16 protein-coding genes and 1 rRNA gene are annotated in these 21,548 nt (G+C 69.5%); 10 read left to right on the forward strand and 7 right to left on the reverse strand.

The features are described from left to right. Window positions 1–59 precede the first annotated feature (59 nt). On the reverse strand, window positions 60–3,026 hold the full coding sequence (locus tag ABZU72_RS12455) for a glycoside hydrolase family 38 C-terminal domain-containing protein (RefSeq protein WP_355019163.1): 2,967 nt from the start codon (window positions 3,024–3,026) through the stop codon (window positions 60–62). Window positions 3,027–3,112: 86 nt separating this feature from the next. Here ABZU72_RS12455 and ABZU72_RS12460 point away from each other — a divergent pair, with 86 nt between their 5' ends. Further along, a complete protein-coding gene (locus ABZU72_RS12460; protein WP_355019164.1) occupies window positions 3,113–4,306 on the forward strand; it encodes a glycosyl hydrolase in 1,194 nt (397 codons plus the stop codon). Between the two features lie 39 nt (window positions 4,307–4,345). Here ABZU72_RS12460 and ABZU72_RS12465 read toward each other — a convergent pair whose 3' ends face one another. Beyond that, a complete protein-coding gene (locus ABZU72_RS12465; protein ID WP_355019165.1) occupies window positions 4,346–5,539 on the reverse strand; it encodes a Cmx/CmrA family chloramphenicol efflux MFS transporter in 1,194 nt (397 codons plus the stop codon). Window positions 5,540–5,730: 191 nt separating this feature from the next. Further along, window positions 5,731–6,516 (reverse strand): siderophore-interacting protein, encoded by a 786-nt coding sequence (locus ABZU72_RS12470; protein WP_355019166.1) that lies wholly within the window; start codon window positions 6,514–6,516, stop codon window positions 5,731–5,733. Between the two features lie 67 nt (window positions 6,517–6,583). Here ABZU72_RS12470 and ABZU72_RS12475 point away from each other — a divergent pair, with 67 nt between their 5' ends. Further along, on the forward strand, window positions 6,584–7,696 hold the full coding sequence (locus ABZU72_RS12475) for a glutamate-cysteine ligase family protein (RefSeq protein WP_355019167.1): 1,113 nt from the start codon (window positions 6,584–6,586) through the stop codon (window positions 7,694–7,696). Next, complete coding sequence (locus tag ABZU72_RS12480) at window positions 7,693–8,652, forward strand: FAD-dependent oxidoreductase (RefSeq protein ID WP_355019168.1); 960 nt, start codon at window positions 7,693–7,695, stop codon at window positions 8,650–8,652. The genes ABZU72_RS12475 and ABZU72_RS12480 overlap by 4 nt, the downstream gene beginning before the upstream one ends. Here ABZU72_RS12480 and ABZU72_RS12485 read toward each other — a convergent pair. After that, entirely contained in the window at window positions 8,649–9,542 is an 894-nt protein-coding gene (locus ABZU72_RS12485) for a carbohydrate kinase (RefSeq protein ID WP_355019169.1), read from the reverse strand. The genes ABZU72_RS12480 and ABZU72_RS12485 overlap by 4 nt on opposite strands. A gap of 124 nt (window positions 9,543–9,666) precedes the next feature. Between ABZU72_RS12485 and aceE the strand changes: the two genes are divergently transcribed. From aceE to ABZU72_RS12520, 7 genes are all read left to right on the forward strand, one after another. Next, window positions 9,667–12,468, forward strand: coding sequence for a pyruvate dehydrogenase (acetyl-transferring), homodimeric type (gene aceE / locus ABZU72_RS12490; protein WP_355019170.1), 2,802 nt, complete (start codon window positions 9,667–9,669; stop codon window positions 12,466–12,468). A 79-nt stretch (window positions 12,469–12,547) separates the two neighbouring features. Beyond that, a complete protein-coding gene (locus ABZU72_RS12495; protein ID WP_355019171.1) occupies window positions 12,548–13,729 on the forward strand; it encodes a helix-turn-helix domain-containing protein in 1,182 nt (393 codons plus the stop codon). Between the two features lie 103 nt (window positions 13,730–13,832). Further along, window positions 13,833–15,023: an acyltransferase domain-containing protein gene (locus ABZU72_RS12500; protein ID WP_355019172.1), complete on the forward strand. Its 1,191-nt coding sequence runs from the start codon at window positions 13,833–13,835 to the stop codon at window positions 15,021–15,023. Beyond that, the gene (locus tag ABZU72_RS12505) at window positions 15,020–16,006 is read left to right on the forward strand and encodes a beta-ketoacyl-ACP synthase III (protein ID WP_355019173.1); all 987 of its coding nucleotides are present in this window, start codon (window positions 15,020–15,022) and stop codon (window positions 16,004–16,006) included. Before ABZU72_RS12500 ends, ABZU72_RS12505 begins: the two co-directional genes overlap by 4 nt. A gap of 54 nt (window positions 16,007–16,060) precedes the next feature. Next, a complete protein-coding gene (locus tag ABZU72_RS12510; protein WP_091051955.1) occupies window positions 16,061–16,312 on the forward strand; it encodes an acyl carrier protein in 252 nt (83 codons plus the stop codon). Window positions 16,313–16,403: 91 nt separating this feature from the next. After that, window positions 16,404–17,672, forward strand: coding sequence for a beta-ketoacyl-ACP synthase II (locus ABZU72_RS12515; protein ID WP_355019174.1), 1,269 nt, complete (start codon window positions 16,404–16,406; stop codon window positions 17,670–17,672). Then, a complete protein-coding gene (locus tag ABZU72_RS12520) occupies window positions 17,672–19,114 on the forward strand; it encodes a carboxyl transferase domain-containing protein (protein WP_355019175.1) in 1,443 nt (480 codons plus the stop codon). Before ABZU72_RS12515 ends, ABZU72_RS12520 begins: the two co-directional genes overlap by 1 nt. A 91-nt stretch (window positions 19,115–19,205) precedes the next feature. Here the strand turns inward: ABZU72_RS12520 and ABZU72_RS12525 are convergent, their stop codons facing one another. The 3 genes from ABZU72_RS12525 to rrf form a co-directional block, all read right to left on the reverse strand. Beyond that, entirely contained in the window at window positions 19,206–19,697 is a 492-nt protein-coding gene (locus ABZU72_RS12525; protein WP_355019179.1) for a DUF3145 domain-containing protein, read from the reverse strand. Between the two features lie 243 nt (window positions 19,698–19,940). Further along, window positions 19,941–21,074: a tetratricopeptide repeat protein gene (locus ABZU72_RS12530; RefSeq protein ID WP_355019176.1), complete on the reverse strand. Its 1,134-nt coding sequence runs from the start codon at window positions 21,072–21,074 to the stop codon at window positions 19,941–19,943. A gap of 113 nt (window positions 21,075–21,187) precedes the next feature. After that, window positions 21,188–21,304: ribosomal RNA gene (gene rrf, locus ABZU72_RS12535) — 5S ribosomal RNA — on the reverse strand. Window positions 21,305–21,548: the final 244 nt, after the last annotated feature.

Here is a 21,548-nt window from a genome sequence, read left to right on the forward strand (position 1 = left end):
CAGACGGTCTCTTGCCGTGGATGTCGCAGGTGACGTCGGAGACACAGGCGCTCGCGCACCTACTCCTCTACCCGGTGGAACCTCAACGTGCGGATCTCGAAGGCGTCCAGCCGGAGCGGGACGACACGATCCTGGCTGGTCACAGCGGTAATCGAGTCCTCCAGCAAGGAGACCTCGCTCACCGTCGCGTACGCAGCCGAAACTCTCAGCTCGCCGCTGGTGCGCGCACCGAGCGACTCGTAGACACGTACGACCAGGTCGCCGGAGCGGTCGGCGGCGAGCTTCACGCTCGAGATCACCAGACCCTCGCCGGAGACGGTCACCAACGGCTCGACCGCACGGGCTCCCGACACAGGACGGGGAGGCGTGTTCAGCGCAGCGCCCGCCTCGGTCGCGGCCGCGACCGAGGCCCCGATGACCAGGCCGTAGCGATGGGTCTGCACGCCCTGGTCGGTCTCCGGGTCGGGGAAGCGCGGCGCGCGCAGTAGCGAGAGCCGTACTTCCGTCGTCATCGCAGTAGGACGGGTGACGTCGAAGCCGTACGTCGAGTCGTTGACCAGCGCGACGCCGAACCCAGGTTCCGAAGCCAGCACCCAGCGATGCATCGAGGTCTCGAACTTCGCCGCCTCCCAGGAGGTGTTGGTATGCGTCGGGCGGCGGTGGTAGCCGAACTGCGTCTCGGCGAGCGTCTGTTCGGCCTTGACGTCGAGCGGGAAGGCAACCTTGAGGAACTTCTCGGTCTCGTGCCACTCGGTGCTCTGGGAGATGTCGAGCACCCGCGAACCGGGAGCGAGCGAGAGCACCTGCGTGGTCGAGGAGTCGGCGGAGATGGGGCGCTCGATGACCAGCCCGTCGGGCGTGACCGAGATCGAGGTGACCTCGCGCAGGTCGGTGACCCGGTTGCGGTAGAACCGGTCCACGTCCCAGGCGTCCCACATGTTCGGGAAGTCCTGGTGGAGCTGGAGCAGGTTGGCCTCGGCCCCGGCCGGGATCGCGTCGCGCCCGGTCGCAAGATCGAGCGCCGAGGTGATCAGCCCCTCGGCAGAGACCGTGACCTGGACGAGGCCGTTCCCCAAGACGTACGTCCCGTCCTGCTCGATCACGGAGGCCGCCGCCACGGGCTCGGCCGCCGTGACCGCACCCGAGCGACCGTCGGCACGCAGCGCGACCGTGCCTTCCCCGGCAAGGGCGGTGAGGGAACGCTCGATCAGGGCCGTGGCCGCCTCCGCGACCCGGGCATATTGGGCAGCTGCCTCGCGGTGGACCCAGGCGATCGAGGTGCCCGGGAGGATGTCGTGGAACTGCTGCAGCAGGATCTGCTGCCACAGCGCGTCCAGCTCGTCGTAGGGGTAGTCGGCCAGGCCGCGCAGAGCGGCGGTGGCCGACCACAGCTCGGCCTCGACGAGCAGGTGCTCGCAGCGCCGGTTGCCCTGCTTGGTGAGGTGCTGGGAGGTGAGGGTGGCACGGTGGAGCTCGAGGTAGAGCTCGCCGACCCACACCGGCGGCTCCGTGAGCTCGTCGCGAGCCTCGGAGAAGAAGTCGTCGGGGTGGCGCCAGGACACCTGGGCGGAGCCCTCCAGGTCACGGAGCCGGCGGGCCTTGCCGGCCATCTCGCGGGTGGTTCCGCCACCGCCGTCGCCCCAGCCGACCGGGGCGATCGACCCGGTGGCGAGACGGTTCTCGCGGAACTGGCGCGACGCCTTGGCGACCTCCTGGCCGGAGAGCCGGGAGTTGTAGGTGTCCATCGGCGGGAAGTGGCTCAGGATGCGGGATCCGTCGATGCCCTCCCACTCGAAGGTGTGGTGGGGGAACTTGTTGACCTGGTTCCAGGAGATCTTCTGGGTGAAGAACCACTCGAACCCCGCCCGCTTCATCAGCTGCGGCAGCGCCGGCGAGTAGCCGAAGGAGTCCGGCAACCAGACGCCACGGCAGCGGATCCCGAACTCGGTCTCGAAGAACCGCTGGCCGTAGAGGAACTGCCGTACCAGCGACTCCCCCGACGGCATCGTGGTGTCGGACTCGACCCACATGCCGCCGAGCGGGATGAAGCGGCCCTCGGCGACCGCGGCCTTGACCTTGGCGTAGACCTCGGGGCGGTGCTCCTTGAGCCAGGCGTACTGCTGGGCCGACGACATCCCGTAGCGGAAGTCGGGGTCCTCGCCGAGCAGCTCGGTCATCGAGGAGGTGGTGCGGGCGACCTTGCGGATCGTCTCGCGCACCGGCCACAGCCAGGCCGAGTCGATGTGGGCGTGGCCGATCGCGGCGATCTGGTGGGCGGAGTCGTGCGAGGTCGCCTCGAGGACCCCAGTGAGAGCCGAGCGGGCCGAAGCCGCCGTCTCCGCGACCTGCTGCAGGTCGACCCGATCGAGGGCGTCGTCGATGGCCTGCAGGATGCGGGACTTCCGCGGCCCCTCGGGCAGCTCGACCTGCAGCTCGTGGAGCGCCTCCAGGTCGAGGCAGAGCTCGAAGACGTCCTCCTCGAAGACGGCCAGCTCGATCCGACGGGTCGTGTAGAGCTTCTTGGGCGAGGAGGTCCGGATGTCGCCTTCCTGGGTGGGCAGGAAGGGGTGGTAGTCGAGCAGCACCGGGTTGGCCGCGGCCTCCAGGAAGAGCTCGACCTCTTCACCACCGACCGCCTCCGAAGCCACCAGCACCCACTGGTTGCGCGGGTTGAGGCTCTTGATCGGCTCGCCGTCGGGTGTGTAGACCAGCCCCTCGCACTGGAAGCCGGGCTTGTTGACGTCGAAGCCGAGGTCGCAGACCAGCTCCACCCGCCTACCGGCCCACTCCGCGGGCACCGTTCCGGTGATCCGGAACCAGGTCGTCCCCCAGGCCGGCCCCCAGTCGGTGCCGACCTCGACCTTCTCGTACGTAAGGGCCAACCCGCCCGTGGGAGGGATCGGCTCCCCCGGCAGCTCGTGCCACTCAACGCTCACTGGCGCCGCGATGGTGTGGACCGCCGGCCACAGGCGCTCCTTGAGGACCCGGCTCACTCGGCCTTCGGTGAGGTGTACGTCGTCGTGCATCAGTGCTCGTCCTCGCTCACTAGAATTCTCACTTCACGGTCGTCTTCAACCTCGCGCCGCAGCGTCGAGGTCCATATATTGCGCGGGTGCCAGCGATTCCGACACCCTCGACGACTGCCCCGTTGCGCTTCGGCGCCAACCACGTGCCCTCATCCGGCTGGTTCTACTCCTGGCTCGACTTCGACGCCGACCAGATCGCGCGCGACTTCGACGACCTCGCCGGTCTCGGCCTCGACCACGTACGCATCTTCCCGGTCTGGCCGTGGATCCAGCCCAACCGCTCGCTGATCCGGTCCTCGGCAGTCGACGACGTGCTCACCACCATCGACCTGGCTGCCGCCCGCGGGCTCGACGTCTGCGTCGACCTGATCCAGGGCCACCTGTCCAGCTTCGACTTCCTGCCCTCCTGGGTGCTCACCCACCACCAGCGCTCGCTCTTCAGCCACCTCGAGGTGCGCGAGGGTCTGCGCACCTACGTCGACGCCCTCGCCGGCGCGGTCGCCTCCAGGGACAACGTCTTCGCGCTGACCCTCGGGAACGAGGTCAACAACCTGTGGCCGTCCAACCCGACGACCATCGCCGAGTCCCGCTCCTGGGCCCAGGAGCTCCTCGAGACCGCCCGCAAGGCCGCCCCTAGCCTGCTCTGCCTCCACTCGCTCTTCGACGACGCCTTCTACGCACCCGACCACCCCTTCGGGCCCGCCGACGTCACCACGCTCGGCGACCTCAGCACCGTGCACTCCTGGGTCTTCAACGGCGTCGGCGCGATCGACGCGCCCCTGGGGCCGGCCACGCTCACGCATGCCGACTACCTGGTCGAGCTCGCCGCTGCGTACGCCGCCGAGCCCGGGCGTCCGGTCTGGCTCCAGGAGATCGGCGCTCCCCTGCCGGAGATCGGACCCGACAGCGTGCGCGAGTTCGTCACCGGCACCGTCGACCACGTCGTGCGGAACCCGGCCCTGTACGGCATCACCTGGTGGTGCTCCCACGACCTGGACCGATCGCTGGTCGACTTCCCCGAGCGGGAGTACGACCTCGGTCTCTTCACCGTCGACCACCGGCGCAAGCCTGTCGCCGAAGCGCTGGCCGAGGCGATCGCCGAGCACGGCGGCCCTCGCCCGACACCCACGCCGCGACAGCAGCTCGAGTGCCCCGTCGACCTGATCCGCGAACCCGAGCGCCGCGCCGAGGTCGCCCCCGGCAGCGACTTCCACCGCGCCTGGGTACGGGCGCGGTGCGAGGGTCCGGTCGAGATAGTCCCGCCATCGGTCACGAACTGACCGTCGTCCCGCGGCGATACGACGGGACGTTTCTGTCCGTTACCGATAGGTAGGGCGACAGGAACGTCCCGTCGTATCCGCGAAACCCGTCACGCGACCCAGCGACGGCACCATGGCGAGCAGCGCGACCCCGGTGAGCGCGGCTGCCACCCACACCGGCCCCAGGTCGCCGTGGCCAGACAGGGCTGCCGCACCGATCGCCGGACCCACAACGGCGCCGACGTTGAGCGCCACGGTCGCGTAAGAGCCGCCCATGGTCGGCGCATCGGAGGCCGCGTAGAGCACCCGCGCGATCAGACTGCTTCCGACCGCGAACGCCAGGGCGCCCTGGACGAACACCAGGACGAGCAGTGGCACCGCATGGTCCGCGAGCAGCGCCAGGCTCAGCCAGCCCAGCAGCAGGGCGGGCGAAGCCACGCCGATGGTCAGACGTGGGTACCGGTCGGAGAGCCGCCCGGCAGCGGCGACCCCGACGAAGGAGCCGGCGCCGAACAGCACCAGCGCCAGCGACACCCACACCTCGTCCAGCCCGGCAGTCCCGGTCACGATCGGTGCCAAGAAGGTGAACGCGGCGAAGGTTCCACCGTTGACCAGAGCACCCAGGAGCATCGCGACGAGCAGGCGTGGCGCTCTGAGCTGGGCGAGCTCGGAGACCAAGGAGGGACCAGGCCCATCAGGTGTCCCCCGAGTGCGGGACCGTACGCCGCGGGCGATCCCGAACGCCGCAGGTACGCACAGCAGCGCCACCGCCCAGAACGTCGCACGCCACCCCAGAGCGGCGCCGAGCAGCGCGCCGGCGGGCACGCCGGCGACGGTGGCGAGCGTCGTACCGGAGAGCAGGACCGCGAGCGCGCGTCCCTTCTGGTCGGGGGCCACGAGGCGGGTCGCGGTGCTGAGCGCGACCGCCAGGAACCCGGCGTTCGCGACCGCCGCCACCACCCGGGTTCCGAACAGCACGGCGAAGGACGGAGTGGTCGCGGCGACGACATGACAGGCGGCGAAGAGCGCCAGGCAGCCGAGGAGCGTGGCCCGTGCGGGCCACCGGCGGGCGAAGGTGGCCATGGCCGGCGCGCCGAGGACCATCCCGACGGCGAAGGCGGATGTGAGCAGGCCGGCGGTCCCCACCGAGACGTCGAGGTCGGCGGCGATGTCCGGCACGAGGCCGGCGAGCATGAATTCAGAGGTGCCCATGGCGAAGACCGCCAGGGCAAGCAGGTAGAGCGCGAGAGGCATGAGAGAACTCCGAGGCAGAAACGGACGGAAGGCGTCTCGTCACCACGGCCAGCACCCCAGGGATGCAGATCAATCGCCCACGCCAGAAAAAGCGGCAGGGCGGGAAGCTAGAACCTCAGTGGTTCAGGGGGCTGACGGCGTGACCGAAAGCCCCCACGGTGTCTGCCTCAGGGCTCGTCATGGTCCGCAGGCTACCGCAGCGCCCGGCCGGCGTAGGCCACCTGGCGGTCGGCAGCCTGGCTGCGCTTCCACGTACGGAAGCTGTCCTCGCTGTTCCCGCGTCGCCAGTAGCCGGAGGTCGACAGGTCGCCACGTGGCACCCCACGATCGCGCAGCAGGTAGGGACGGATCCGCTGCATCGTGACCTCGGCCTCGCCGTGCACGAAGGCGTGCACCCGGCCGAGCAGCCAGGGCAGCTCGCGGACGACGGCATCCAGGGGCGGGTCGACGGTGGCGTCCAGCCAGCGCACCTCGACCCCGGCCGGCGCCTCGACCTGCTGGAGATGCGACGCGGAGGGCACCTCGATCACCGCGTAGCCGACCGCGTCGGCCGGCAGCGCCGCCAGCGCCGCCCGGATCGCGGGCAGACCGGACTCGTCACCGACGAGCAGGTGCCAGTCGGCGGCCGGGTCCGGAGCGTACGTCCCGCCCGGCCCGCGCACGGCGAGCACGTCACCGGGGCCGGCAGTCGCCGCCCACCGGCCGGCGACGCCCTCGTCGCCGTGGTGCACGAAGTCGATGGCCAGGGTGCCCTCGGCGACCGAGGGGTCCAGCGCCGTGTAGGTGCGGCAGACGGTCGAGCCGTCGATGACCGGGATCTCCAGACGCACGAACCGGTCGGTGCACACGCTGCCCTCGAACGCGGAGAGGTCCTCGGCGCGGAAGTGGACGCGGGTCATCCCAGCACTGAGACGCCGGGTCGAGGTGACCACGACCCTCGTCTCCGGCTTTGACTCCGGCTTCACCGCGCGAAACATGAGGGGAGCCTAACCTAATTTCCGAGAAATGCGGATGCCGGCCCGCGCACTACCCTAGAGTTGCGCCGTGCTCTACTCCGCCGGGTTCGAGTTCGAGTATGCCCTGGTGACGGAGTCACCCGACGTAGGCGCGGGCACGTTTCGCGACATGGGCACCTTCCATGACTTCGTGGATCTCGACTTCGACACCCTCCAACGCGCCCTTGCCGACGGCTCCGGCACCACCGACGAGGACCTCGTCCGCGGTGACCTGGGGATCAAGAGCGGCTACTGGTACCTCGAGGGCGACGAGCGGTTCGACGCCGACGGCACCTTCACGTCGATGCTGGTCAAGGGGGTGGAGATCCGCACCCCGGTCTGCTCGAGCACCACCGAGGCCGCCGGCCGGCTGATCGATCTGCAGGACGACATCTCCAAGCGCCTCGCTCCCATCGGCCTGCACCTGGGCATCGTCGGCTTCAACCCGATCCGCGAGGCGTACGTCCTCGACCCGCCGCTCAACGAGTGGGAGCAGAAGATGCGGGCCGAGCATCGTGAGTACGACCACGCCGAGGTCTCCAACCTGAGCTACGGCCCCGACATCAACCTCTCCTTTCCCGGGCTCTCCGCGGAACAGGTCGTCGAGGTGACCCGTCGGCTGACCTACTACAGCCCCTTCATGGTGCCGTTCAGCTTCAGCTCGCCCTTCCACGCCGGGCGGGCGTGGCGGGGCCCCAGCAAGCGCACCTACGAGCGCACCTGGCGGCGCGTCGCGGCGCGCTGCTTCGTCAAACCGCCCGCCGGCGCGGAGCCCACCATGGTCCACCCGCCGCGGATCCCGCGCGAGGAGGGACGCATCGAGTTCAAGGCCTACGACGCCTTCCTCTCCCGCGACCTTCTACTTGCCGGCGCGGCGCTGACGCTCGGCGTCTGCCTCGCCGGCGACCTGCCTGGACTTGCCGACAAACCCAGCCGTGACCTGCACCAACGCTCCGCGACCGACGCGTTCGCCGACCCGGAGATCGCCGCCGGTGCGCGCGACGTGCTCGCGGCCGCACGCCGAGCGCTCGCCGGCATGCCGGAGGCCGGCCACCTCGACTGTCTGGACCAGTTGCTGAGCGCGGGGCGCACCCCAGCCGATAGCCTTCTGGACGAATATTCGCGCACAGGCCTGATGTACCTCCCGGAAGGACTTCGTTGACTGATCTCCCCGCCGACCTGACCGCTGACCAACTCATGACTCAGCCCGCAGAGGCCGACGTGGCGATCTGTGGAGCAGGCCCGATCGGCGCTGCGACAGCCACCTTCCTGGCCCGATCCGACCTGCGCGTGGTCCTCATCGACCACGACCCCGCCGACGACCCCGCCCATGTCGCGACCTACCGCTATGCGGGCGGCAGCATCCGGTGGACGTGGCCCGATCCGGTGAAGCGTGAGATGACGACCCAGACCGAGCAGTTCATCCGTGGAGCCGCGGCCGGCGCGGAGCTGGACATGATCGAGAACACCTACCACCTGCTGCACACCGGAGAGCACATCCCCGCGCTCAACGTCTCCGCGACCGGGCTCGTCGGGCTCCTGCGCGACCAGGCGCAGGAAGCTGGAGCGACGTTCGTCGACGCGCTCGTCACCGGCGTACGCCCTGACGGCAGCGGTCATGTGGTCGAGACCTCGCGCGGCGCGATCCGCGCCCGCCGGGTCCTGGGCGCGATGGGCGCGGCGAATGCCTCTATGTTCCCGCAGGTCAGCGCGGAGGCCGAGAAGCGCCAGCTGTTCGTGCTCGACCTCCCGGTTCCCCCCGAACGGGAGCAGCTGCCCCACACGATCGTGCCGATCGGCGACGGCTTCGGCTACGTCTTCGTGAAGCTCATCGACGGCCAGCTGCGCGTCGTCGTCGGGCAGGAGGACATCGTCGAGGACGAGGACACCTCCGGCCCCGTCGACCACTGGAAGCAGATCCTCGACAGCGGGCTCGCCACGACGCTCCCCTGGCTCCGCGATGCCCGCGTCGACGACATCCTCTGGGGCGTCGACACCGCACAGAAGACGCTGGTGGTCGACGAGCCCAGCCCAGGCGTCCTCGTCGCCAACTGCGGCAGCGCCATCCGCTCCGCGGCCTGGCTGGGACGTACGCTCGCCGAGCGGCTCGCGGCTTAACCGTCGAGCTCGGCCCTGGTCGGCGGGTTGGCACCGGCGCGCGAGACGGTGACCGCCGCCGCCCGGACGCCGTGGGCGAGCACCTCGCGACGGTCGCGCTCGAAGTCGTCCCAGAGCGCGTCGACCAGGCCCGCGGAGAAGGTGTCGCCGGCGCCGATGGTGTCCACGACGGTCACCTTCTCGGCCGCGACGTCGATCCGCTCGGATGCGGTGATCCAGCTGGCGCCGTCGCCGCCGCGGGTCACCGCGACCGCACCGGCACCGAGCTCGAGCAGCCGCGCGGCCGCCTTGTCGAGCCCGACCCCGGGGTAGAGCGTCTCCAGGTCCTCGTCGCTCGCCTTGACCACATCGGCGTACGCCGCCGCCCGCTCGATCCGCGAGACGACCTCTTGGCCGGTTCCGGTCAGCGTGGGGCGCATGTTGATGTCGTAGAGGACCCGGACGGAGTCGGGGAGCCCGTCGAGCAGCGCGAAGACCGTCTCGGCGCCCGGCGACAGCACCGGCGCGAGCGAGCCGACGTGGACGAACCGCGGCGTCCCCACCGCGATCTCGCCGAGCTTCCACTCCAGGTCGAAGACGTACGTCGCTGACCCGTCCGCCGTGATGGTGGCCTGCGCGGTCGAGGTGCGGGTCAGCACGTGCGGGTCGCACGCCATCCGGACCCCGGAGTCGGCCAGGTGGGCGGCCAGCGCCTGCCCACGGGCGTCGTCGGCGTAGGAGGCCACGTAGCGGACCGGACGGCCGAGCCGGCCCAGCGCGACCGCGACGTTGGCGCCGCTCCCGCCGGGGTGGTCCCGGGTCACGCCATCGGCCGTCGTGACCACGTCGACCAGTGCCTCACCTACCACCAAGACGTCAGCAGCGGCATTGTCACGATCCAGGCTAGTCACGGCGGCAGATTAGCAACTCGGCGTACGAACGAATTTTCCGGGGTTGACCAGCAGAAATCGCCTACTGTCCAGTAACCCACCGCGGGTGGGTGACCGCTCTCGACCGCGTGCGACCATTGAGGATGTGACCGAAGAATCCACCGAGACGACTGGTGGTCCGCAGGGCCCGACCCCCGCCCAGCCGACCGTAATCCACGAGGGTCTACCGACCCAGCTTCCGGACATCGATCCCGAAGAGACCAGTGAGTGGCTCGGCTCGTTCGACGCGATGCTCGAGTCGAGCGGACGCGAGCGAGCCCGCTACATGATGCTGCGTCTGCTGGAGCGAGCCCGAGAGAAGTCCGTCGGGGTCCCCGCACTGCGCAGCACCGACTACATCAACACCATCCCCTCCGACCGAGAGCCGTGGTTCCCGGGCGATGAGGACATCGAGCGACGCATCCGGGCCTTCATCCGCTGGAACGCCGCCGTCATGGTCTCCTCCGCCAACCGCAAGGGCCTGGAGGTGGGCGGCCACATCGCCACCTACCAGTCCTCCGCGAGCCTCTACGAGGTCGGCTTCAACCACTTCTTCCGCGGCAAGGACCACCCCGGTGGCGGCGACCAGGTCTTCATCCAGGGCCACGCCTCCCCCGGCATCTACGCGCGTGCGTTCCTCGAGGGCCGGCTCAACGAGGAGCAGCTCTTCCGCTTCAGGCAGGAGGTGCAGCACGGCGTCGGCCAGGGCATCTCGTCCTACCCGCACCCGCGTCTGATGCCCGACTTCTGGGAGTTCCCGACGGTCTCGATGGGCCTGACCGGGATCAACTCGATCTACCAGGCGCGGTTCAACCGCTACCTGCAGAACCGCGGCGTCAAGGACACCTCTGACCAGCGCGTGTGGGCCTTCCTCGGCGACGGCGAGATGGGTGAGCCCGAATCGCTCGGCGCCATCCGGGTCGCCGCCCGCGAGGAGCTCGACAACCTGGTCTGGGTGATCAACTGCAACCTGCAGCAGCTCGACGGCCCGGTGACCGGCAACGGCAAGGTCATCCAGGAGCTGGAGTCCAACTTCCGCGGCGCCGGCTGGAACGTCATCAAGGTCATCTGGGGCCGCGAGTGGGACCAGCTGCTCGCCAAGGACGTCGACGGCACCCTGGTCAACAAGATGAACTCCACCCCCGACGGCCAGTTCCAGACCTACTCGGTCGAGACCGGTGCCTACGTCCGGGAGAACTTCTTCGGCTCCGACCCGCGCCTGCGCAAGATGGTCGAGCAGATGAGCGACGAGCAGATCCGCAAGCTCCCCCGCGGCGGCCACGACTACCGCAAGGTCTACGCCGCCTTCGACGCGGCCACCAAGACCGTCGGGCAGCCGACCGTCATCCTGGCCCACACCATCAAGGGCTGGACGATCGACGCTCTGGAGGGCAAGAACGCCACCCACCAGATGAAGAAGCTGACCATGGCGGACTTGAAGAAGTTCCGCGACCGTCTGCTCCTGCCGATCTCCGACAAGGAGCTCGAGGCGACCTACGAGCAGACCGGCGCGGCGCCGTTCTTCAACCCGGGTCCCGAGTCGGCCGAGATCGAATACATGATGGAGCGCCGCAAGCAGCTCGGCGGCCCGCTCCCCCAGCGCCGGGTCGAGTTCAAGCCGCTCACCCTGCCGGGCGAGAAGGTCTACGCCGAGCTCAAGCAGGGCTCCGGCAAGAACAAGATCGCCTCCACCATGGCCACCGTCCGACTCCTCAAGGACTGGATGCGTGACCCGGAGATCGGCAAGCGCATCGTGCCGATCGCGCCGGACGAGTACCGCACCTTCGGCATGGACGCGATGTTCCCGAGCGCGAAGGTCTACAACCCGGGTGGTCAGCAGTACGAGAGTGTCGACCGGAAGTTGTTGCTCTCCTACAAGGAGTCCGCGCAGGGCCAGATGCTGCACGAGGGCATCTCGGAGGCGGGGGCGATGGCCTCGGCGACCGCTGCCGGCACGGCGTACGCCACCCACGGCGAGCCGATGATCCCGTTCTACATCTTCTACTCGATGTTCGGGTTCCAGCGCACCGGTGACTCGATCTGGGCGATGGCCGACATGATGGGCCGCGGCTTCCTGGTCGGCGCCACCGCCGGTCGCACCACGCTGACCGGTGAGGGCCTCCAGCACGCCGACGGTCACTCGCCGCTGCTGGCGGCGACGAACCCGGCGGTCGTGCACTACGACCCCGCGTTCGCCTACGAGGTCTCGCACATCATGCAGAGCGGCCTCGAGCGGATGTACGGCACCTCCGAGGAGCACCCGCACGGCGAGAACGTCATCTTCTACCTGACGGTCTACAACGAGCCGGTCAGCCAGCCCAAGGAGCCCGAGAACGTCGACCTCGAGGGCATCCTGAAGGGCATCCACCAGGTCTCGACCGCCGAAGGCGAGGGCCCGAAGGTCCGCCTGCTGGCCTCCGGCGTCGGGTTCCCGTGGGTCGAGGAGGCTGCCCGCATCCTCGAGGAGGACTGGGGCGTCAAGGCCGACACCTGGTCGGTCACCTCGTGGAACGAGCTCGCTCGCGACGCCATCGAGGCCGAGCAGTGGAGCCTCAACCACCCCGGTGAGACCCCGCGCACGCCGTACGTGACCGAGAAGCTCTCGGCGTCCAACGGCCCCGTCGTCGCGGTCTCCGACTACATGCGGGCCGTCCCGCTGCAGATCGCCCGCTGGGTGCCAGACGACTACCGCGTCCTCGGTGCCGACGGGTTCGGCTTCGCCGACACCCGCCCGGCCGCGCGTCGCTTCTTCCAGATCGACGCCCAGTCCGTCGTCGTCCAGGCCCTCCAGGCGCTGGCCGAGGCCGGCGAGATCGACGCCGCGTTGGTGAAGAAGGCCTTCGACACCTACCGGATCGACGACCCTACGTCGACGAAGGGCATCATGCAGGAGGGCGGAGACGCCTGAGCGTCAGTCCGTCAGGTCGGGGGCTCGGAGCGACTGTTCCGGGCCCCCAGCCGCATCTCCAGGTGGAAGGATCAGCAGTGTGACCAATCAGGCGACCCTCGATACGCGTCGGCGGACGGCAACGGCGCTGCGGCGCGCGACCGGCCGGCTGGCGACGGCCGCCACGTCGCGTATGGACGACGCGATGCCGTGGTTCAAGGACCTCTCCGCGAAGAACCGCTCGCTCGTCGGCCTGATCGTGCAGGCGGGCATCAAAGAGTTCGTGGGCTGGTATGGCGGTGGTGCCTCCGCCGACACCGCCAAGCCCGACCTGGCAGCGTCGATGTTCGGCGTCGCGCCCCGTGCGCTGACCGGCATCATCACGCTCCAGCAGACCGTGGACCTCGTCCGCCTCTCCATCGAGGTGGTCGAGGCCAACATCGACCACCTCCTCGGGCCCGAGGACGCCGCCGACGTCCACGAGGCGATCGGCCGCTATGCCCGCGAGGTCGCCTTCGCCACCGCCGAGGTCTACGCACGCGCCGCCGAGCAGCGCGGCGCCTGGGACGCCCGGCTCGAGGCGCTCGTGGTCGACGCGGTCCTGCGTGCCGAGACCGACGAGGTCGTCCTCTCCCGGGCCAGTGCGCTCGGATGGGACGCCGACCTGCCGCTGTGCGCGGTGCTGGGCCACGCCCCCGACGGCGTCCGTCTCGACGCCGCCATGGAGGAGGTACGCCGCCGCGCCCGCGCCCACGACCTGCACACCCTGTGCGCGGTCCAGGGTGACCGCCTCGTCGCTCTGCTCGGCGGCATCGAGGACCCGCTGGAGGCCGCCGAGCGCATCGCCGACCTCTTCGCCGACGGGCCCGTCGTGGTCGGACCGATGGCGGCAGGGCTCGCCACCGCAGCCGAGTCCGCCCGGGCCGCGCTCTCCGCCTACCGAGCCGCGCCCGGCTGGCCCGACGCGCCTCGCCCGGCACGCAGCCAGTCGTTCCTGCCCGAGCGTGCCCTGGCCGGCGACGCGTGGGCCCACCGCTACCTGATCGAGAATCTCTATCGGCCGCTGGTGGAGGCCCGCAGCACCCTGATCGAGACGCTGGCGGCGTACTTCGCCGCCGGAGGCGGCCTCGAGGCCACCGGGCGCACGCTCTTCGTGCACCCCAACACCGTGCGCTACCGGCTCAAGCAGGTCGCGGAGCTCACCGGGTTCCTCCCGACCGACTCCCGCGACGCTCTCGCCCTCCAGGTTGCCCTGATTCTCGGCCGGCAACAGGACCACTGAGTCTGGCAGCGACGCAAGTTGTAGAACCCCTACAAGATTGCGTGATAGATATTCGTTGCCGCTGAAGGTGAACCGACCCCCCTCCAGACGGGACTATCGTTGCGTGCTCGTCATTGTCGCCCCAGGACAAGGTGCTCAGACACCAGGATTCCTCACCCCGTGGCTGGAGGACCCCGCTTTCGCCGCTCGTATGGAGTGGCTCTCAACCGTCGCAGGCATCGACCTGATCGACTACGGCACCAATGCCGACGCAGAGACCATCCGCGCCACCGAGATCGCCCAGCCGCTGCTGGTCGCCACCGGCCTGGTCGCGGCACTCGAGCTCTTCCCGCAGCCCGCGGACGCCTTCGGCAAGATCGGGGCCGTCGCCGGCCACAGCGTCGGTGAGATCACCGCCGCCGCGGGCGCACGCGCGATCAGCGCCGAGCAGGCGATGGTGCTCGTCCGCGAGCGAGGCAAGGCCATGGCCGAGGCCGCCGCGAAGACGCCGACCGGCATGACCGCGGTCCTCGGCGGCGTCCGCGAAGAGGTGCTGGCCGCGATCGAGAAGCACGGCCTCACCCCCGCCAACGACAACGGCCCCGGCCAGATCGTCGCCGCGGGCACCCTCGAGCAGCTCGAGGCCTTCGCCGCCGATCCGCCCGCCAAGGCCCGGCTGATGCCGCTCAGTGTCGCCGGCGCCTTCCACACCAAGCACATGGAGCCCGCCGTCGGCCACCTCGCGCGGCTGGCCCAGAGCGTCTCGACCCACGACCCGCGTACGCGCCTGATCAGCAACAAGGACGGCCAGATCGTCCACGACGGCGCCAAGGCGCTGGACCGGATCGTCGGCCAGATCGCCAACCCGGTGCGCTGGGACCTCTGCCTCGAGACCATGTCCGACATCGGCGTGACCGGCATCTTGGAGATGCCGCCGGCCGGCACCCTGACCGGGATCGCCAAGCGCGCCCTCAAGGGTGTCGAGACCTTCGCCCTGAAGACTCCCGACCAACTCGAGGACGCCCGCGCGTTCGTCGAGAAGCACGGCGAGGCCAACCCGATCGAGACCACGCCGACTTGGCGCATGGTCGTCTCCCCGTCCAAGGGCACCTTCAAGCTCTCCAAGACCGTGTCCGGGGTCGACGTGATTCCGGCCGGCGCCGAGATCGGCGCCATCGCCAGCCTCCGCGACACGATCGCGATCACGTCCGCCCACGGCGGCGAGGTCATAGAGTGGCTCGTCGAGGACGGCGACCTCGTTTCCCCCGGTCAGCCGCTGCTGCGTCTGCACCCGACAGGAGTCCAGCACTCGTGATCTCAGCCCCGACAGGTTCCCCGCACGCCCGCATCCTCGGCGTAGGCGGCTATCGCCCCACCCGGGTGGTTCCCAACAGCGAGATCGTCGATCTGATCGACTCCTCCGACGAGTGGATCCGCACCCGTTCCGGCATCACCGAGCGTCGCTGGGCGGGCGAGGAGGAGACCGTACAGATGATGTCGGTCGCCGCGTCCCGCAAGGCGCTCGAGCACGCCAAGATCGGCATCGATCAGATCGACTGCGTCATCGTCGCCACCGTCAGCCACATGCGCCAGACGCCCGCAGTCGCCGCGCTGGTCGCCGACGAGCTCGGTGCCGAACACCCGGCCGCCTTCGACATCTCGGCGGCCTGTGCCGGCTTCTGTCACGGCATCGCGATGGCGAGCGACTTCATCCGCGGCGGCAGCGCCCGCAACGTACTCGTCATCGGTGTCGAGCGCCTCTCCGACATCACGAACCCGCACGATCGTGGGACCGCCTTCATCTTCGCCGACGGCGCGGGCGCCGCGGTCGTCGGCCCGAGCGATGAGCCCGGGATCGGCCCGGTCGTGTGGGGTTCCTCGGGCGACAAGGCCAACCACATCCAGACCCCCGACTGGTTCGAGGCGAACGAAGCCAAGGAGACTCCCTGGCTGACGATGGAGGGCAACGCTGTCTTCCGCTGGGCCTCCTTCGCGATGGCCAAGGTCGGTCAAGAGGCGCTCGAGAAGGCCGGCATCACCGCCGACGAGCTCGACTGCTTCGTCCCGCACCAGGCCAACATGCGCATCGTCGACGCCCTGGCCCGCTCCATGAAGCTTCCGGAGTCGGTCAAGATCGCCCGCGACATCGCCACCATGGGCAACACGTCGGCCGCCTCGGTCCCGCTTGCCCTTGAGCGGATGATCGAGGAGGGTCAGGCTGAGTCGGGCGACACCGCCCTGCTCATCGCGTTCGGCGCCGGACTGGTCTACGCAGCCCAGGTCGTCGTCGTTCCGTAGTCTCGCACCACCCCAGAGTTTCACCACACAAAAATCCGAGAGGAAGCACCACATATGGCCACCACCGAAGAGATCCGCTCCGACCTCGCCGAGATCGTCAACGAGGTCGCCGGCATCGATGTCGCCGACGTTCAGCTCGACAAGTCGTTCGTCGATGACCTCGACGTCGACTCGCTGTCCATGGTCGAGGTCGTCGTCGCTGCCGAGGAGAAGTTCGGCGTTTCCATCCCCGACGAGCAGGTCAAGAACCTCAAGACCGTTGGCGACGCGGTGAGCTTCATCGAGAAGGCTTCCGCGAACGCCTGACGCGCCCCGGCGGCTCGGCCAACCCTCCCAGGCCGAGCCGCCGGATCTGCTTCACCTGACCCAACGCGCCAACACCTCACACGGAGACCACATGAGCAGCCGCACCCGAGTCGTCGTCACCGGACTGGGCACCACCAACCCGGTAGGCGGAGATGTAGCCACCACCTGGGATGCCTTGATCGCCGGCCGCTCCGGCATCCGCGAGCTCACCGAGGAGTGGGCCCAGGACCTTCCCGTACGCATCGCCGGCCGTGTCGCCGTCGAGCCGTCCGAGGTCCTGGAGAGGGTCAAGGCCCGGCGCCTGGACCGTTCCGCGCAGTTCGCCGTGGTCGCCGCGGCCGAGGCCTGGAAGGACGCCGGCTTCGAGGGCACGGCCACCGAGGCCGGCCTCGATGGCGAGCGCCTCGGTGTCGCTGTCGCCACCGGCATCGGCGGCGTCACCACCCTGCTCGACAACTACGACACGCTTCTGGCCAAGGGGCCGCGCCGGGTCAGCCCGCTTGCCGTCCCGATGCTGATGGCCAACGCCTCGGCAGCCAACATCTCGTTGATCTACGGCGCCCGCGCCGCGGCTCAGACCCCGATCTCTGCCTGTGCCTCCGGCTCCGAGGCGATCGCCCTGGCCGCCGACCAGATTCGTCTGGGCCGCGCCGACGTCGTCCTCGCCGGTGGCACCGAGGCAGCGATCCACCCGCTGCCGATGGCCGCGTTCGCCAACATGATGGCCCTGTCCAAGACCGCCTCCGGTCCCGATGGTGGCGACCCGACCGCGGTCAGCCGCCCCTGGGACACCGGCCGCGACGGCTTCGTACTCGGTGAGGGCGCCGGCATCGTCGTGCTCGAGACGCTCGAGCACGCCCAGGCCCGCGGCGCCCGGATCTACGCCGAGGTCCTCGGCGCCGGCGTGACCGCCGACGCCCACGACATCGCCCAGCCCGACCCCCAGGGTCGTGGCGGCAGCCGCGCCATCAAGCGCGCGCTCGAGGACGGCGACATCGACCCGAACACCATCGTCCACGTCAACGCCCACGCGACCTCGACCCCTCAGGGCGACATCGCCGAGGGCTTGATGCTCCACGCCACCCTCGGCAAGCAGGTCGAGAACGTCGTGGTCACCTCGACCAAGTCGATGACCGGCCACCTGCTCGGTGGCGCCGGAGCCCTCGAGACCGTCGCGACCGTCCTGGCGATCCACAACCGCCAGTCGCCGCCGACGATCAACCTCGACAACCTCGACCCCGCGGTCGAGCTCGACATCGCCACCAAGGCACGCGACCTGCCGGTCGGCGACATCGCGGCCCTCAACAACTCCTTCGGTTTCGGTGGCGCGAACGTAGCGGTCGTCTACGGAAGCATCTGATGACCATCACGGCGCCTGCTCCCGCGAGAAAGCAGCAGAAGCTTCCTCGCGACCAGGACCCGCGGAACCCGCTGACCCGCCTCAGGGCGCTCTTCGACGAGGGCACCGTCCAGCTCATCTCCCCCGACGACGACTCCGGCATGCTGGCCGCCGTCGGCGAGCTGAATGGCACCCGGGCGGTCGCCTTCTGCTCGGACGCCACCGTCATGGGCGGTGCGATGGGCGACCTCGGCTGCCGTGTGGTCGTCGACGCCTACCACCGCGCGATGACCGACGGCATCCCGATCATCGGCCTGTGGCACTCCGGCGGCGCCCGGCTGGCCGAGGGCGTACTCTCCCTCCACGCGGTCGGCCGCATCTTCCACGCGATGACGCAGGCCAGCGGCAAGATCCCGCAGATCTCGGTCGTCCTCGGCCCGGCAGCCGGCGGCGCCGCCTACGGTCCGGCCCTCACCGACGTCGTCATCCTCGGCCCCGAAGGCCGCATCTTCGTGACCGGTCCCGACGTCGTACGCTCCGTGACCGGTGAGGACGTCGACATGCTCCGCCTCGGTGGTCCCGAGCCGCACGGCCGCCGCTCCGGCGTCGTGCACATCCTGACCGAGTCCGAGCGCGAGGCGCTCGACAAGGCCCGCACGGTCGCCTCTCTCCTCGGCTCCCAGGGTGGCCTCGACGTCGCCGCGGTCGAGGACAAGGACCTCGCCGAGCAGCTGCCCGAGTCGAAGAAGCGCGCCTACGACGTGCACCCGCTGGTCGAGAACATCCTCGACGAGGGCACCGCGCAGGAGCTGCACGCCCGCTGGGCCCCCAACATCGTCACCGCCCTCGGTCGCTTCGGCGGCCGCACCGTCGGCGTCGTCGCCAACAACCCCTTGCGGCTCGGCGGCTGCCTCGACTCCCTCTCCGCGGAGAAGGCCTCCCGGTTCGTACGCCTCTGTGACGCCCTCGGCGTCCCGCTGATCGTCGTCGTCGACGTCCCCGGCTACCTGCCGGGCGTCGGCCAGGAGTGGGACGGCGTCGTACGCCGTGGCGCCAAGCTCCTGCACGCCTTCGGGGAGTGCGTGGTCCCCCGGGTCACCCTGGTGACCCGCAAGACCTACGGTGGCGCCTACATCGCCATGAACGCGCGTTCCCTCGGTGCGACCAAGGTCTTCGCCTGGCCGGGCGCGGAGGTCGCGGTCATGGGCCCGGTCGCCGCGATCCGCATCCTGCACCGCCGCAAGCTCGCCGAGGTCGCCCCCGACCTCCGTCCTCAGGTCGAGGCGGAGCTCGCGGCCGAGCACGAGCGTCTCGCCGGCGGTGTCGACAGGGCTGTCGAGATCGGTGTCGTGGACGAAGTCATCGAGCCGTCGGCGACCCGCGGCGCCATCGCGGCCGCCTTCGAGGAAGCGATCCAGACCGTCGGCGTCCGCCGCGGTGCTCATGGCAACATCCCACTCTGACCGACACCGTTCAGACACAGACTGAGGCCCCGGAGCTCGCGCTCCGGGGCCTCAGTCGTCGTCGGCCGTGCTCTGCGGCCGACGGGGTCGCTCAGACGACCTGGTGCAGCCAGCGTACGGGGGCACCCTCCCCCGCGTGACGGAACGTCTCCAGCTCGTCGTCCCACGGCTTGCCGAGGAGCTTGTCGACCTCGAGCTCGAGCGTGGTGTCACCGAGGGCCGCCTTGACGACCGCGGCCTTGAGCCGGTCCTCCGGGATCATGATGTCGCCGTGCATCCCGGTGACGGCATGGAAGACGCCGAGGTCGGGGGTGAAGGAGTAGCGCGCACCCTCAGAGGTCGACGTGCCGTCCTCGGTGACCTCGAAGCGCAGGTGCGTCCACCCCTTCAGCGCCGACGCGATCGCCGCTGCGGAGCCGACCGCACCGGACCAGAAGAGCTCGGCTCGGTAGGTGCCGGCCTGGGCGGGCTGCGCCGTCCAGTCGAAGTTCACCGGCACACCTAGCACCCCCGCGACGGCCCATTCGATGTGAGGGCAGAGCGCGGAGGGAGCCGAATGCACGAACACTACGCCTCGTGCGATGCCACGCGAGGCGCTCGGGTCCTTGATCTGAGTGGTCACCGAATATCTCCTTCGTTGCGGCGCGAGCTACGCCTTCCCCAGCGGGCTCGATCATGCGTGAAGGAACATTTCGGTGATCACACGGATGTAGTTGTACTTCTATTCTTACCTACCGCGCCCAGGATCTCCAGTATCGGAGCAAAACGGCCAGTGGCGACCGGCATTGCTGCCGATCGCCACTGATTTGCGCGTTTGAGGCGGACCTCAGTCCCTCTCGACCGTCTTCTCGAGGACCTCGGCCCGCGCCGCGGCGTCGGTGATCTCCTCGGAGTCGATCGCGTAGGTGCGGTGGAACCAGGTCAGCGCGTCCTTGTCCCGGCCGGCGTCCTGGAGCGTGTCTGCGTACGCGTAGCGCAACCGCACGACCCAGGCCTCGCGGCCCTTGTTGTTGAGCGGCGACTGCTCGAGGATCCGCAGGGCAGCGTCGAACTGACCCATGTCCCGACGAGCACCGGCCTCGACGATCGTCATCTCGGCCTTCGCCGGCGCCTCGAAGTTCGCCACCGACGGGCTGTGTGCGAGCTTGATCGCCTGCTCGGGCTGACCGAGCGCGCGGTGGCAGTCCGCCATGATCGGCAGGTACGCCGTCGCGCCGTTCATCCGCTTCGCCGCACGCAGCTCGGCGAGCGCCTCGGAGTAGTGGCCGGCAGCGTACGCAGCCTCGCCCAGCGCCTCACGAATCACAGCGATCCGCTGCGTACGCGACTTCGCCGCCTTCGCGTGCTGGTAGGCAAGCTCGGGGTCGGAGTCGATGAACATGTCGGCAGCGACCAGGTGGCGGGCGATCCGTGCCGCCAGCTTTTCAGGGAGGCCTCGCAGCTGAGCCGAGATCGCACGATCCAGCTCCTTGCCGGTCACCTCTTCCGGCAGCTCCGGACCGTCGTAGATCCGCTGATCCGCCGTACGCTCCTCGCGCGGCTCGTCGAAGCGACGCTGCGGCTTGCCACCGGGCTTGCCGCCACGGTCCTTGGAGTAGCCACCCTTGCGGTCGCTGCTGCCACCGCGCTTCGGGCCGTCAGAGCGCTTCGGGCCGTCAGGGCGGCCGCCGGCGCGGGGGCCGCTGCGTCCGGTCGATGGCTTGCCGTCGCGACGCTCGTCGCCTCCGCGGCCACCGTCACGACGCTGGTCGCCTCCGCGACCTCCGCCGCCAGCGGCGCCATCACGGCGATCGCTGCTCCGACCAGCACCCGGCCGACCGCCACTCGGTCGACCAGCGCTCGGCTTGCCGTCACCCGATCGGCCGCCACGGCCGCCGGCGGACGACGACCCTGAGCTCTTCGGACGCCCGGGGCGTCCGGCGGGCTTTCCGCCTCTGTTGCTACGGCGCTCGTCAGCCATAGCTGCCTTCCTCACTGCTGCGTACCCGCAGCCGAATTCGAACGATCCGCAGATCAATTCGCCAGTAAAAGCAGTAGAGGCCGCCCAAAAGGGCGGCCTCTACCTGAAATTTTGTCCGGCGGCGTCCTACTCTCCCACAGCCTCTCGGTTGCAGTACCATCGGCGCTGAAGGGCTTGACTTCCGGGTTCGGGATGGGACCGGGTATTTCCCCTTCGCTATGGCCGCCGTAACTCTATCGACTCACCCCCGCACTCATCTGCCGGCGCTTTCACTGCCGTGCAGAGCTGCTTGGGGTGGCCAAGCCATTGTTCAGTTCTAGCATTTGTTGCTAGTTGGTGTGGACGCGAACAGTCTCATCAAAGATGCAGTCTTCGATGGTTGTTGTTTTTGTTGAGGGTTTATGAAAGATAAGCCCTCGGCCTATTAGTACCGGTCGGCTGGGCATCACTGCTGTACACCTCCGGCCTATCAAC

Origin of the sequence: Nocardioides sp. NPDC004968, from assembly GCF_040608935.1 — a bacterium.
Taxonomy (GTDB): Bacteria; Actinomycetota; Actinomycetes; order Propionibacteriales; family Nocardioidaceae; genus Nocardioides.